Source organism: Acetobacter indonesiensis (assembly GCF_000963945.1).
GTDB classification, from domain to species: Bacteria; Pseudomonadota; Alphaproteobacteria; order Acetobacterales; family Acetobacteraceae; genus Acetobacter; species Acetobacter indonesiensis.
This window is the reverse complement of the sequence record NZ_BAMW01000015.1, coordinates 195,710-208,254: the sequence shown is the minus strand read 5'-3', so window position 1 is coordinate 208,254 and position 12,545 is coordinate 195,710. Positions and strand designations below refer to the sequence as shown.

General features: G+C 56.4%; 10 protein-coding genes. All 10 read right to left on the bottom strand.

Features of this window, described 5'->3' with window-relative positions; genetic code table 11:
• Positions 1–215 precede the first annotated feature (215 nt).
• Positions 216–590 (bottom strand): 50S ribosomal protein L7/L12, encoded by a 375-nt coding sequence (rplL, locus tag Abin_RS05835; protein ID WP_048845397.1) that lies wholly within the window; start codon positions 588–590, stop codon positions 216–218.
• Between the two features lie 99 nt (positions 591–689).
• Positions 690–1,214 (bottom strand): 50S ribosomal protein L10, encoded by a 525-nt coding sequence (gene rplJ, locus Abin_RS05830; protein ID WP_048845396.1) that lies wholly within the window; start codon positions 1,212–1,214, stop codon positions 690–692.
• A 289-nt stretch (positions 1,215–1,503) separates the two neighbouring features.
• A complete protein-coding gene (gene rplA / locus Abin_RS05825) occupies positions 1,504–2,196 on the bottom strand; it encodes a 50S ribosomal protein L1 (protein ID WP_048845395.1) in 693 nt (230 codons plus the stop codon).
• Between the two features lie 4 nt (positions 2,197–2,200).
• Positions 2,201–2,632, bottom strand: a complete 432-nt coding sequence (rplK, locus tag Abin_RS05820; RefSeq protein WP_048845394.1) for a 50S ribosomal protein L11 — start codon at positions 2,630–2,632, stop codon at positions 2,201–2,203.
• 106 nt (positions 2,633–2,738) lie between these two features.
• Complete coding sequence (locus Abin_RS05815) at positions 2,739–4,292, bottom strand: efflux transporter outer membrane subunit (protein ID WP_371862206.1); 1,554 nt, start codon at positions 4,290–4,292, stop codon at positions 2,739–2,741.
• A 65-nt stretch (positions 4,293–4,357) separates the two neighbouring features.
• Entirely contained in the window at positions 4,358–5,689 is a 1,332-nt protein-coding gene (locus tag Abin_RS05810) for an efflux RND transporter periplasmic adaptor subunit (RefSeq protein WP_084593484.1), read from the bottom strand.
• Entirely contained in the window at positions 5,686–8,856 is a 3,171-nt protein-coding gene (locus tag Abin_RS05805; protein WP_048845392.1) for an efflux RND transporter permease subunit, read from the bottom strand. Before Abin_RS05805 ends, Abin_RS05810 begins: the two co-directional genes overlap by 4 nt.
• 130 nt (positions 8,857–8,986) lie before the next feature.
• Positions 8,987–10,348 carry a sensor histidine kinase gene (locus Abin_RS05800; RefSeq protein ID WP_052948171.1) on the bottom strand — a complete coding sequence of 454 codons (1,362 nt, stop codon included), beginning with the start codon at positions 10,346–10,348 and terminating at the stop codon, positions 8,987–8,989.
• Positions 10,335–11,078 carry a response regulator transcription factor gene (locus tag Abin_RS05795; protein ID WP_244894906.1) on the bottom strand — a complete coding sequence of 248 codons (744 nt, stop codon included), beginning with the start codon at positions 11,076–11,078 and terminating at the stop codon, positions 10,335–10,337. Before Abin_RS05795 ends, Abin_RS05800 begins: the two co-directional genes overlap by 14 nt.
• Positions 11,075–12,415, bottom strand: a complete 1,341-nt coding sequence (locus tag Abin_RS05790) for a DNA recombination protein RmuC (RefSeq protein WP_048845391.1) — start codon at positions 12,413–12,415, stop codon at positions 11,075–11,077. The genes Abin_RS05795 and Abin_RS05790 overlap by 4 nt, the downstream gene beginning before the upstream one ends.
• Positions 12,416–12,545 lie beyond the last annotated feature (130 nt).

The window sequence follows — 12,545 nt, the reverse complement described above, 5'->3', positions numbered from 1 at the left end:
CTCCTGCCCCGCCCTTGTCTCGGACCATCAGGCCTGCCGTTATCCCGCAAGCCTGATGGTCCGATCTCTTGATCTTCGGTCTTAACTCAACCGGGAAACCCGGCTTTTAACCCTGCTTCGAAACAGAACCCGAAACAGGCAAACGGGCAGAGGCAAACATACCTCCACCCGAAAACCTTTTCCACTACCCTGCCAAAGGCAGGATGATGGGTAACTTATTTAATTTCGACGCTTGCGCCGTTGTCTTCAAGAAGCTTCTTGATTTTTTCGGCTTCGTCTTTGTTAACGCCTTCTTTAACGGTCTTCGGTGCACCTTCGACCAGGTCCTTGGCTTCTTTCAGGCCCAGACCGGTGATGCCACGGATTTCTTTGATGACGTTGATTTTCTTGTCACCAGCCTTAGCCAGGATGACGTCGAATTCGGTCTTTTCTTCAGCCGGAGCAGCAGCGGCAGCAGCTGGACCAGCAGCGACAGCAACCGGAGCAGCAGCAGAAACGCCCCACTTTTCTTCCAGCAGCTTGGAGAGTTCAGCAGCTTCGAGAACGGTCAGAGCAGACAGTTCGTCAACGAGCTTGTTCAGATCAGCCATGATTAGACTTCCTAATATAAACACTGGTTTGCAAAGTGCAACCTCCCAGATGAAAGGCCGCACCAGAATGGAATCACGCTTTCTTGTGAGAGCGTGAGTTTAGGCGGCTTCCGCCTCACCCGTTTTGGCATAGGCCCCAAAAACCCGAGCAAGCTGGCCTGCCGGTGCCTGAACGACACCTGCGATACGCGTAGCCGGTGTGGAGATAAGCCCCACGAGCTGTGCGCGCAGCACGTCCAGAGACGGCAGTTCGGCAAGAGCCTTGATTCCGCTGGCGTCAAGCACCTGCGAACCAAGAGAACCACCGACAACTACTAGCTTGTCATTGGTTTTGGCGAACTCGACGATCACCTTCGCCACTGCCACAGGGTCCGCTGCCCACGCAAGCGCGGTCGGCCCCTTCAGCATTGGCGCAATGCCGTCGAACTGGGTCCCATCCAGGGCGAGAGTTGCCAGCCGGTTTTTCGCGACTTTATAGGTCGCTCCCGCTGCACGCACTTTGCGGCGCAGATCCGTCACATCAGCCACGGTCAGCCCGTCATTACGGGTAACCACAACCATGGACGTTTCGGCAAACACGGCGGCAAGGGAAGCTACAAAGTCCCGCTTTTCCGTACGGTTCAAATCCCGTCTCCGTCTTGTTCTTTCCGGCCAAAAGCCAGTTAGAACGGGTTGCCCTTAGAGCATCATGAAATCACGATGCTCTGCTCGCCTGTCCTGCAAACGGAATACCCGGAGCACGCCACAATACTGTAACCCGCAACCAGCATCCCCGTCTTACCACCCGCTGACCCAGAAAGGTCAATTACGGTCACACCGCGTGTGGTCTCGGACAGGTTCGGAAGAACGAACCAAAGATCATTCTTCCTATGGTATCACACCAGAACAGACCCGGCGTGACAGCATTTCTTACTCAGCCAGCGAAAGCTGAGACGTCCAGCTGAACGCCCGGACCCATGGTGGAAGATAGCGCAGCCTTTTTCAGGTAAACGCCTTTCGCACCAGATGGACGAGCCTTCTGCACTGCATCAATGAATGCGCGTGCATTTTCTTCCAGCTTGGCAGCATCAAAAGATGCCTTACCGATACCAGCATGAACGATACCGGCTTTTTCTGCACGGTATTCAACCTGACCGGACTTAGCTGCTTCGATAGCACCCTTAACGTCCATGGTCACGGTGCCCAGCTTCGGGTTCGGCATCAGACCACGCGGACCGAGGATCTTACCAAGACGACCCACCAGAGCCATCATGTCCGGAGTTGCAATGCAGCGGTCGAAGTTGATTTCGCCAGCCTGCACTTTTTCCATCAGGTCTTCAGCGCCGACAACGTCTGCACCAGCAGCCTGAGCTTCTTCAGCCTTGGCACCACGTGCAAACACACCAACGCGCAGCGTCTTACCCGTGCCGTTTGGCAGGGAAACGAAACCACGAACCATCTGGTCAGCATGACGCGGGTCGATACCCAGGTTGAGGCAGATTTCAACCGTTTCGTCGAATTTGGCGGTTGCGTTGCTCTTTACCAGAGCAATAGCAGCATCCAGCCCATAAGCCTGACCACGCGTCACTTTTGCCTGCGCAGCGGCAATACGCTTATTGTTGGCCATACTCTCAGCCCTCCACCGTCAGACCCATGGCACGAGCGGAGCCGATCAGCATCCGAACTGCACCATCGATGTCGTTGGCGTTCATGTCTTTGAACTTCTGCTCAGCGATTTCACGCAACTGAGCCATGTTCACCTTACCCACAGCGGCGCTTTTACCAACTGTTGGGCTACCCTTGGAAATCTTGGCAGCCTTCAGCAGGAAATACGTGTTCGGCGGGGTTTTGGTGATGAAGCTGAACGTACGGTCTGCATAAGCGGTGATGACGACCGGAATCGGCATACCTGGCTCAAGACCCTGGGTCTTGGCGTTAAATTCTTTACAGAACTGCATGATGTTCAGACCACGCTGACCGAGCGCGGGACCAACTGGCGGCGAAGGATTCGCTTTACCAGCCGGAATCTGAAGCTTGATGTAGCCAACAACTTTTTTGGCCATATCCGGGACTCCTCTTGTTGAACCCGAACCGCGGTTCTTTCGACCTCGTCCTTGCCATGGTTATGGCGCAGAAAAAGCCTCCCGCGTTCCGATAGGAAAGGCGCGCTTACCGGTGCGCTGACGGTCTGTCAAGTGGCTGACCTGTTTTTGATGCGGCATCAGTCGCGCCAGTCAGGTCAGATGCAGCAGGGTCAGCCTCGGTATCAATCCCCGCCAAAGGCTTGGCATGCCGCAGATTGCCATACTGAAGCGGATGGAACGGCATGATCTGGTCAGGCTTGGGCAATTCAGCCCGCGACCAACCGCCGCCCAGCGCCCGCACAAGCTGCACACGCGCATCGACCGCGCGTGTCTGGACCTGCACCAGCGCAATACGGGCCTGCAAGGCTGCAACCTGCGCCACAACAACATCCAGATAGTTGGTCAGGCCGCCGGTATACAACGCCATGGTCATGCTTTGTGTGCGCAAGGCTGCGTCAACTGCACTGCTTTGCTGCGAGGCTTCTGTTTTTAACCGGGTGGTGCGGGTCAGATTGTCCTCGACCTCCTGAAACGCATCCAGCACCGTTCCACGATACAAATCTTCTTCCTGCCGATACTGGGACCAGTTGCGCTGCAACTCAGCACGCCGCAAACCGCCCTGAAACAGTGGCATCAGAGCCTGCACCCCAAACTGGTACATGGAGTTTGAGAGCGATGCGAGATCAAACCCGTTATCCATGAAGCCCGTCATGGCGTTGAACGTAACGTGCGGATAAAACGCAGCACGCGACACACCAATGGCTCGGTTAGCCTGCGCCATACGACGTTCTGCTGCCGCAATATCGGGCCTACGCTCCAGCAGCGTTGTTGGCAGCGCCACGGGTGGCTGGGCGTCAGCAAAGTTCAGATGAGTGGTGGGCGCAATGTGAAAGGAAGCCGGCGCCTGATTGACCAGAACGGCGATGGCATGCTCCATCACCTCGCGCTGGGTTTCAATCTCGGTTTCCTGCGCCTGCGTGGTATAAAGCTGCGCTTCAGCGCGCGAGACATCCATACCGGGCGCAATAGCGCCCGCCAGCCGCATTTTGGTTACCTGCACGGCTGTCTGATAATAGCGGATTGAATCCTTATACACTGCCGCCTGCGCGTCCAGACCACGCAACAGCACATAGTCGCTTGCCAGTTCAGCCTGAAGGCTAAGACGAGCCAAGGCGTATTCGGCTGCGGCTTCCTGCGTGCGCTGCTTGGTCATGCGCACTTTATTGCGAATGGCAGACCAGAAATCAGGCTCCCATGAGGCCGTGGCCGAATATTGCTCGGACGACATATACATCGGCCCCTGCGAGCCTGCACCGCGCCACAGCCGATGCTGCGAGCCTTTGTATTTGTTGCCTGACGCAGCCCCATTCAGTTGGGGATAGAGGTGTGACTTCGCCTCCATGGCGACGTCACGCGCCTGCATGAAGGCTTCAGCCTGCGCCTGCAAATCCGGGTTCAGGCGCATGGCCTGATCTTCCAGCCTGTTCAGTTCCGGGTCACCCAGCATGGTCCACCAATCAGAACGGATGGCGGCGTCATTCGGGTTTGCAGAACGCAATACGCCGGTCTGTCCCCAGCTTTCCGGCAGCTTTAGCGGCGTTGGTTTATAACGGGGTGCCATATCGCACCCCGACAGCATGGTTGCCAGAGACAAGCCCAGCAGAAACCCACCCTGCCTGATTTTGCGAGAGGAGACGCTCCGGGTCATTGACGCCCTCCGGCCTCTGGGCCCGGGCGATCATCTTCCGGCATGGCGCGCGTGTCGTTCTTGCTGGCGTCGTCCTGTGCTTCTGGCTTGGATGCAGGCTTTTTGGGCGGGACATTGTAACCCGGTGTACCCTTCACAATACGAACTTCCTGCCCGTCCAGCAGCCCGGCGGATGGGTTGTTAATCACCCGGTCAGTTTTCTTCACACCACGCAAAATCTGGAGTGTTGTGCCCAGATTGGTCCCCACCGTCACGTTCACCAGATGCACATGGTTGGTGTCATCCACCAGTGCGACCTGTGTGCCCTCCGCACGGAAAACCAGCGCGCCTTCTGGCAGAATAAGCATATCCGGATCACCCGGAGCCCGGAAATGCGCAGTGGCATACGAATTCGGCCAAAGTTCACCCGATTTATTGTCGAGCGTCAGTTCCGTTGTCACTGTTCGCGTGGACGCATTGAATGCGGTTGCAGTAGCCAGAAACTTGGCCTTGAACGTGCGGTCCGGATATTGCGGGATGCTGAGATCAGCCTCCAGACGGGGCGAAATGATATCCGCATAATCCTGCGGCACGGCCACGAACACACGCATGGCGTGTACGTCAGCTACGCTGAACAGTTCCGTCGCATTGCCGTGGGCATCAACGTCGCCGCGGCCTGCGTTCACATAGTCGCCTACGTCTGCAAAACGGGATGTCACCACCCCATCAAACGGTGCGACAATTTTCTTGAAGCCTTCAAGGGCAGCAAACCGCTCAACATCATGCTCGGCCGCTTCCACCTGCGCTTTCTGCGCCTCGGCGTTTGCAGCCTGAACATCGACCTCCTGCTGCGACACAGCCTGTGTGCCTTGCAGCGCCTTCCAGCGTTTGGCGGTAATCTGTGCCAGTTTATAACGCGCCTGCGCCACGTTCAGATTGGCTTTGGCCGCGGCATACTGCGCATCCAGTCCCGGCGTATCAATTTCAGCCAGAACATCGCCCGTTTTGACGACGGCCCCAAAGTCTTTGTACCACATTTTCACGTAGCCAGAGACCTGCGCGTAAATAGGGGCCTGATACCAGGCGGCAATGTTGGCAGGCAGCGAAAGCTTGCGTTCGGTCGGGCCCGGTTGCGGGTAAATGACCTGAACCGCAGGAATCGCATCCTTCGCGGTTTCCTGTGCCAGGTTCATGTAGTGCGAATGACGCTCCACAATCCCCACAACCGCAAGGATAACGGCAACCCCACCCACAACAGCAATCCCCAGCTTGCGACGGGATGAGGAAGGCACGTTCTGGCTGTCATGACGCTCAGTGTGATCATGACCGCCTTCGTTCTGCGCGCTCATGCGCTTTCTCCCTCTTCAGTCGTAACCGGCTTTTTCCGATTATGCAGCATTGCGAACACGCAGGGCACGAACAGCAGCGTTGCCACCGTTGCCACCAGCAGACCGCCCATAACGGCCTTACCCAGCGGTGCGTTTTGTGAATTACTCAAGGACATCGGCAACATACCGATAATCATGGCAGAGGCCGTCATCAGCACCGGGCGAATACGTTCAAACCCGGCTTCAATGGCGGCCAGTATGGCATCGCCATGCTCTTCCAAGCGCTCCCGCGCGAAGGAGACCACGAGGATGGCGTTTGCCGTTGCTGTTCCCATGCACATGATGGCCCCTGTCAACGCCGGCACAGACAATGTTGTGTGCGTCAGGAACAGGCTCCAGGAAATACCAGCCAATGCACCGGGCAGAGCCGTAATGATAATGAACGGATCAAGCCAGGACTGAAAATTAACAACAATCAGCAGGTAAACCAGCAGCACGGACATCGCGAGACCACCGAGCAACTGCACGTAGGCACTGTTCATGGTCACAGCCTGCCCACGCACATCCATGGTTGAGCCGCGGGGCAGATCGGCCCGCAACTCATCCACAATGCGGCTGACTTCACGGGAGACCGTACCAAGGTCAATGCCTTCGTTCGATGCGTAAATATCAAACACCGGCATGATGTTATAGTGCGCGACCTCGCCGGGGGTACCAGTCTGCTCAATATGGCTCAGACCACCCAGAATCTGTGGGTTCTGACCGGATGGGTTCCCATCCCCTTTATCAATGGGGGTAATTTCCAGATCGTTAAGCGTTTGCAGGAAGGTTGCTGGTGTCTGGATATCAATCAGATGCGACACACCCGTTTTTGTATCCAGCCAGTAAACCTGCCCGACCTGAGAACTACCAGACAGAGACACCAATGCGTTATTAGCGACGTCTGATTCCGTAATCCCTGTTCCCAGCGCGTAGGTTCTGCGCGCATTAACGCGCAGCGTTGGCGTGGTCATGGGCTGCTGCACGGAAATATCGGTCAGGCCTGTAACATGCCGCAACCGTTCGGCCAGCCGGTTTGCAAAGCGGAAGTTGTCCGCCAGATTACGCCCAACCACCTGCACATCGATAGGAGACGGCAGGCCGAAGTTCAGAATCTTAGCGGTCAGGTCACCCGGCAGGAAGGAGATCTGGGTGCCGGGAAACTTTTCTTTCAGGTTACGCCGCAGCTTCTTGCGGTAATCCGCCACGGGTGAGTTCGGATCTTTCAGCGAGACTGTCAGATCGCAATCCTGCGTGCCAACGGTTGGGGTCGGGATAAAAGCCTGATTGAGCGGACTGAACGGCAAGCCACAGTTGTCAACAATGCTTTCAACCTGCCCCGGCAGCGTGCGTTCAATTTCATCGTTCACCAACTGCGAAATTTTGCCCGATTCAGACAGCTTGGTGCCCAGCGGTGCCCGCATATGAATGGCCATGGTGTCGGAGTTGATTTCTGGGAAAAAATCCTGCCCGACGAAGAACAGCAGTCCCAGCGACCCGATGGAGCACAGCACAAACACCGGCACAAATGTGGTGCGGATGGACACAAGATGCTTCAGCAGATCCTGATATCCATGCCGGAACTGCTCAAACCGGCGCTCAAACCCTTTCTGGAACCGGCCAAAAATGGTCTTCGGCTGTTGTGGCCCATGGGCATGCGCCGCAACCTGTGCGGCCAGCATGTATTTCGCCATGGTCGGCACCAGTGTCCGGGACAGAATGAAGGAGGCAAGCATGGCGAAAATAATGGCTTCCGCCATGGGCATGAACAGCCAGCCTGCAACCCCGGTCAACTGGAACAGCGGCATCCACACAATACAAATGCAGAGCGTGGAGACAAAAGTCGGGATAACAATCTGGTTGGCCGCATCAATAATCGCGGTTTCCAGATCCTTATCCATCTCAAGGTGAGCATCGATATTTTCGATCATCACCGTGGCGTCATCCACCAGAATACCAACGGCCAGCGCAAGACCACCAAGCGTCATGACGTTAATGGTCTGACCAACCCAGCCAAGCCCGATAATGGAGCACAGCATAGCCAGCGGGATGGATGTGGCGATAATAACCGTTGACCGCCATGAACCAAGGAACAGCAGCACCACAAGGCCGGTCAGACAGGCTGCGGTGAACATTTCACGCAGCACGTCCTCCACTGATTCCTTCACGAAGGTGGAGGCATCATTCAACACCTTGATGCTAACCCCCGGCGGCAGGGTCTGGGTAATGCCGGGCAGCAGCTTTTTCACGCCTGCCACAACATCCAACGTAGAGGCATCGCCGCTTTTCATCACGACAATCAGCACGCCCTGCTGGCCTTTGACCAACACAAGGTTTGTCTGCGGTGGCCCACCCTGATGTACCCACGCAACGTCTTGCAGGCGCACCACCGCCCCGCCCACCTGTTTGATGGGCAGCATGTTCAATTCATCAAGGGTGCGGGGGGAAGCGTTGGTCTGCACCATCCAGTCAAACGTGCCGATCCGCTGGTCACCTGCTGGCAGCACAATGTTCTGACTGTTCAAAGCCTTTGACACATCGACCGGAGACATCTTGTGCGCCAGCAACTTGATGGGATCGAGATCAACCATCACGTTACCGGGCTGACCGCCATATGGATTAGGAATAGCCGCCCCCGCAACCGATACCAGCGCCGGGCGGATCAGGTTGGAGGACATGTCATAAATCTGGGATGCCGTCATGGACGTAGACGACACCTGCAACGTGATAACCGGCACTGAGGACGCATTGTAGGTCAGAACCAACGGGGGGGTGGAACCCGTTGGCATCTGCTTGATCACGGTCTGCGAAACGGAGGTGATCTGCGTCTGTGCAACTGCCGTATCCGTTCCGGGCTGGAAGAAGATTTTTACAATCCCGCGCCCGTAGTAAGACTGACTTTCAATGTGTTCGATATTATTAACTGTCGCCGTCAAAGCACGTTCGTAATAATAGACCACACGGCCCGACATATCTTCCGGCATCAGGCCGGTATAGGTCCAGACAACCGCCACAACCGGAATTTTGATGCTGGGGAAAACGTCTGTGGGTGTCGTGAACACTCCCCTGATGCCAAACACCAGAATGAGAATGGAAAGAACCACAAACGTATATGGCTTCTTGAGCGCCGTAACGACAATCTCATTCATGCGCAGTACCTCCGGTAACCACGCACAAACGGGTGCATCCAGATGAATCAGTCATAATCTATCTGAGATACAGATATCCCCCTTACACGCCAATAAAAATGCTTTTAATTAGACAGAGTATCCGTCTTTGTCATTGAAATGTAATGCGAAAACAGGTGCCGCGCCCGTCAGGTCCTTCCTCTACCGCAACGGATGCCTCATGCAGGTGCGCTATTGCCGATACCAGGCTAAGCCCCAGCCCGTTACCCGGTACGTGCCTGCTTTTGTCTGACCGATAGAAACGCGACAGAACAGCCTCACGCTCCTCCCGCGCTATACCAATACCGGTATCAGCCACTGTCAGCACCGCCCCACCCGCCGGACGACGCAACACGGCAACAGTGACCTGACCACCCTCCGGCGTGAATTTGATGGCATTATCAACAAGATTGGCCAGCAGTTCGATCAACAGATGTCGGTCTCCGTCAATCGTAACAGCCGATGGGCCACGCTGGGTCAGCAGATGGATGCCTTCTGTTTCGGCAATGGGTTCGTATAGATCCACAACGTCAGCAACCAATTCTCCCAGATCAAGCACGGCGAAGCCTGCCCGCCTGCGGCTGCTTTCAATTTCGGCTATACGAAGAAGTGCTGTGATAATGGCAAGGCATTGGTCGAGATCATCCACCGCACGGGCAACAGCCCCCTCCAGAGCCTCTTGCTGGCTGCCGGTTGAGAGTGCCCGCTCTAGCTTGGCCCGAACACGAGAGAGCGGTGTGCGCAAATCATGGGCGATATCGTTCCCGACTTCACGCATACCGTCCATCAGGCGTTCCAGCCGATCAAGCATGCGATTCACGCTTCCTGCCAGACGCTCCAGATCATCCCGCTCCTTACCGGCGGGCAAGCGTTCATGAATATCGCCAGCCATGATCAGGTCTATTGCTTCGTGCATGTCTTTCACACGCGACAAAGCACGATGGCTGAGCACCATCCCCAACAGCAACGCGAACAGAAGCGTGGGCACCGCAGCCAACACGGTAGCATGCCGCAACATCAGTTTCTGCTCTGCCAGCAAATGGAAGCTACGTCCCAACACCAGAATATTGCCGTCCGTCAGCGTAACGGCCAGCAACCGCATAGGGTAAGGTGCCCCTTCTTCGGGGTAGATTTCAATATTGTGGGGTTTACCGTCCGCCTTCAGGCCACGGGGCCATGATCGGAGGTCCCCGGTAATAACGGCATGGCCAGAATCAAACAAACCGGCGCTGCTGATCACCAGCCGCATATCATCCGTCGCACGTTTACGAATAACGTATTCCAGATGCTCCGGGGTCATTTCAGACAGAAGCCGCGCTTCGCCCCGCAGCAACTCGGTCGAGCGGTGAGATTCCACCGCCTCCATCTGCGTGTAAACCAAGGCAAACTGCATCACCATGACGCCTGCCATGGCGGCAACAGCCATCAGTGTCAGGCGAAAGGCGGCAGTGCGGAAAAGTTCAGTCAGGAACACGTAGCAGGAATCCGGTACCGCGAATGCTCCTGATCAGCGGCTCTTCACCGGGGGCATCAACCTTACGGCGCAATTTGCCAATATGCACATCCACCAGATTGGTGCGCGGAATGAAGCGATACTGCCACACATCTTCCAGCAGCATGGAGCGCGTCAGCACCTGATCCGGTCGGCGCATCAGATATTCCAGCAACCGGAACTCACGCGGCAGCAACTCTATTTCACGCCCGTCGCGCCACACCCGACGCTCAATCAGGTCCATCTCCAGCGGCCCGACACGCAGCCGTGTGTTGCGGGTATCGTCCGGACGTCGCATCAGGGCTTCGACACGGGCCAGAAGTTCTTCCATTGCAAAGGGCTTGCTGAGGTAGTCATCCCCACCCGCTTTCAGCCCTGTGACACGGTCATCAACCGCTGACAAAGCTGAAAGAACCAGAACGGGTGTGCGGATACCCCGCTGGCGCATGGTTTCAATAACCGTCAGCCCATCCATTCCGGGCAGAAGGCGGTCAACCACCATCACATCCACCCCGCCCGCCAGCGCAGCCGCAAGCCCGGCATCGCCCGTGGCGCGATGCTGGACGTCAAAACCATGGCCGCTGAGTTCGGCAACGATTTCTTCTGCAATCGTGCTGTCATCTTCAATCAGAAGAACGGCACCGCGTGGCAGAGTATCATGCCCCGTATCGTGCCCAGCGTGTGCTGTTTCCAGTGCTGTTTCGTCTGTCATGTCTCTTCTGATGCTGCCTTCTGGTGTGTCATGCCAGTAAATTCCATTTCAGAATGCGGCATGTTGGCCTGAAACGGTGTCTGCCGGTCAGGCTGCGTGGGGGAAGCATGATCGACCTGAGGCTGATCAGCCAGACTTTCCTCTGGCCCATCAAGCTCTTTCAGACGGCGGCTGACAACCCGCGTACGCCGACGGGCTTCCTCAATGGAAGAGGACATGGCCTGCGCATTGCGTGACAGCTTTTCAAGCACACCATCCATCTTGATCATCTCCTGTCGGGTAGAACCCAACAGACGGGCGATGGTTTCGGTACGGTCTTCCAGCGCCAGCGTCACGTAACCCAGATGCACAGTCCGCAACATGGCGGGCATAAGGGCTGGCCCCATGATCATGACACGGCAGGTACGGCTGATTTCATCAAACAGACCGGGAATACGGGCGGCTTCTGCATACAGGCCATCCGTTGGCAGATACAGCACGGCAAATTCAACCGTTTTGGGAGGCTGAATATATTTCGCAGCAATTTTTCGGGCTTCGAGCCTGACAGTATTTTCCAATGCCTTTCTGGCCACTTTTTCGCCAGCGACATCGCCATCTTCCGCTGCGTTCAGCAGGCGCTCATAAGCTTCCGTCGGAAATTTGCTATCCACGGGCAAGACAGGCGGCGTTGCGGCCCGCACAGGCATTCGTATGGCAAACTCCACCACGTCATTCCCCGGTCCCAGACGCACGTTGGACTGATAAGCGCCCTCAGGCAGCACATCGTCCAGAATGGCCTTCAGTTGCGCCTCACCCCACCCACCGCGGGTTTTGACGTTACTAAACAGGCGCTTGAGGTCGCTGATCTGGGCTGTCATGGCCCGCACTTCCCCCATTGCTTTCTGCATCGCGCTAAACTGCTCAAGCACACGCTGGAAGGAGGTCTGCATCTGGCGTTCAACCGCTTCATGCAGTTGTTCCGTCACTGCGGTGCGGATAGCCCCAAGCTGGCGTGCCGACGTTTCCGCCATTTCGCGCAAGGCTTCGGCCTGTGCTGCACGGGCTTCAGCCTGCTCGCGCCCCATACTGCCAGCAATCTGGCCCAACCGTTCAGCCATTTCAGCGCGCATCTGCTCAATGCGCCCCACCATACTGCGCTCCATCTCGGCAAGACTGCCTCTTTGATGGGCGGTTTCTGAGCGCGTGGTCGCTGCTTCACGCTCCATCAGCACATACAGTCGCGCCAGTAGGTCACTGTCTGCACTCTCTTTTTGGGCTGGACGCAGCAGGCGCGTGATCACACCACCGAGTACCAGGCACACCACCGCAACGCCAAGCAGAAGCAATGCATTATCCATGGGCTGTTTTCCTTAGCGTCTGCTTAAAAAAGAGGCTTGCATGCAACAGTTGAACACCCATCACTTTCCATTATCACGACAATGCAATGACACCGCGTAAAAATAGGTGTTAAGCTTTTTACCGCGCAGA

Bases quoted from the DNA above. Each gene is read 5' to 3' on its own strand.
- rplL (WP_048845397.1), bottom strand. From the start codon at position 590: ATGGCTGATCTGAACAAGCTCGTTGACGAACTGTCTGCTCTGACCGTT.
- rplA (WP_048845395.1), bottom strand. From the start codon at position 2,196: ATGGCCAACAATAAGCGTATTGCCGCTGCGCAGGCAAAAGTGACGCGT.
- rplK (WP_048845394.1), bottom strand. From the start codon at position 2,632: ATGGCCAAAAAAGTTGTTGGCTACATCAAGCTTCAGATTCCGGCTGGT.
- Abin_RS05815 (WP_371862206.1), bottom strand. From the start codon at position 4,292: ATGCTGTCGGGGTGCGATATGGCACCCCGTTATAAACCAACGCCGCTA.
- Abin_RS05810 (WP_084593484.1), bottom strand. From the start codon at position 5,689: ATGAGCGCGCAGAACGAAGGCGGTCATGATCACACTGAGCGTCATGAC.
- Abin_RS05805 (WP_048845392.1), bottom strand. From the start codon at position 8,856: ATGAATGAGATTGTCGTTACGGCGCTCAAGAAGCCATATACGTTTGTG.
- Abin_RS05795 (WP_244894906.1), bottom strand. From the start codon at position 11,078: ATGACAGACGAAACAGCACTGGAAACAGCACACGCTGGGCACGATACG.
- Abin_RS05790 (WP_048845391.1), bottom strand. From the start codon at position 12,415: ATGGATAATGCATTGCTTCTGCTTGGCGTTGCGGTGGTGTGCCTGGTA.